Below are 1,650 nucleotides of genomic sequence, written 5' to 3'. Positions count from 1 at the left end.
GTTTCCGCCTTGGTTATCGTTTCCGCCTTGGTTATCGTTTCCGCCTTGGTTGTCGTTTCCGCCTTGGTTGTCGTTTCCGCCTTGGTTGTCTAACGGTTTAATGCTATCTTTATCAAATGCAAATTGAATGTCGTAGAAATGGTGATAATTCATTGAATCGATATCTACTTTTACTTTTGCATTTAACTTTTTAGATAAATCGTCTACTTTCACTTCCACTACGCGTGTATCAGCTTTTTTATCTTCACTTAATACACCTGCATCAACAAACGAACCATCTTTCTCAAATTCAAACTTTGTAATCCATGAGCTATTCGTTAATGTGAATGATACGTATTTTTTACCATCTTTCACCTTTAACACACCTGGACTCTTTGTATACGTGTTCATCATTGAAATTTCATCTGTTTGATCTTTTAAAGCTTTGAAATTGATGCTGTATTCGCCGTCTTTAATTGTTTCAACATTCGGCTTCTCTACTTCTGGTTTCTCTACTTCTGGTTTCTCTACCTCTGGCTTCTTATCACCATCTGGTTGCTTTTCTTCGTTTTTAATTGGCTCAAGTTTATCTTGTTCAAATAAAAGTTGTACATCATGCGTTTGCTTATAATTTCTTGATGCCATTTCGATAAATACTTTTGTATTTAGTTTTTTTGATAAATCGTTTACTTCAAACTCTACTACTCTTGTATCTTTTGCTTTGTCTTCACTCACTACTTTTGCATCAACAAATGCACCATCTTTTTCCGTTTGGAAATTTTTAATTAATGAGCTACTTGTTAGTGTTACAATTGCCTTTTTCTTACCGTTTTCTACTTTTAATACTCCTGGATTTACCATGTAAGTATTCATCTTAGATTCTTCATCTGTCTTATCTTTTAACACTTTAAATGGAATACTATAATTCCCATCGTTAATTGTGTTAGAATTGGGTTGTTGATCTGGGTCAGGCTTTTGGTCGGGCTTCTGACTTGGATCCGGTTTTTCATTTGGATCTGGCTTATTAGCTGGGTCCTCTTTTTCATTTGGTTGTTCCACATGAATCGGTGTAATACTATTTTGATCAAATGCAATACGAACGTCGTACTCATGATGATAATTTAAAAAATCAATATCTACTTTTACTTTTGCATTTAATACCTTCTCTACATCTTCTACATCAAATTCTACTACTCTTGTATCTTTTTCTTTATCTTCACTAATTACATTTGTCGCAACTAGCTTACCTGCTTTTTCTGTTTCAAACTTCGTAATCCATGAACTATTCGTTAATGTAAAGGATACTTTCTTTTTCCCATCCTTCACTTTTAAAGTTCCTGGACTTACAGAGTATTGATTCATCATAGATTCTTCATCTGATGTATCCTTAAGAACTTTGAAACCGATTGAATATTCACCGTCAGCTAGTTGGCTTGCTGCTTGAACTGCAAGAGGTTGTAATGTTGATACGAATGTAAATATCATTAAACACATCGCAACAACAATTTTAAGATATCTATTCAATGGAATAACGCTCCTTTATTTAGTTTTGACGTACTTTACGAATTAAGAAAACACCTGAAATAAGAATTAGCGTTGCAAACAATCCAATACGTGCTTCATCGCCGGTTTTGGGGTTATCTGTTTTTTCAGCTTTTCCATTTTCATTTT

2 protein-coding genes are annotated in these 1,650 nt (G+C 34.1%); both read right to left on the bottom strand.

Annotation, left to right across the window (positions count from 1 at the left end; genetic code table 11):
- On the bottom strand, window positions 1–1,503 hold a 1,503-nt coding region (locus MR079_RS28175), incomplete at its 3' end, for an NEAT domain-containing protein (protein WP_242295070.1).
- Between the two features lie 19 nt (window positions 1,504–1,522).
- A partial coding sequence (locus MR079_RS28170) for a sortase B protein-sorting domain-containing protein (RefSeq protein ID WP_242295071.1) occupies window positions 1,523–1,650 on the bottom strand: 128 nt, incomplete at its 5' end.

It is taken from the genome of Bacillus cereus group sp. BfR-BA-01381, from assembly GCF_022663555.1.
Taxonomy (GTDB): domain Bacteria; phylum Bacillota; class Bacilli; order Bacillales; family Bacillaceae_G; genus Bacillus_A; species Bacillus_A pacificus.
The sequence above is the reverse complement of the archived record's forward strand: the minus strand, read 5'-3'. Positions and strand labels throughout refer to the sequence as shown.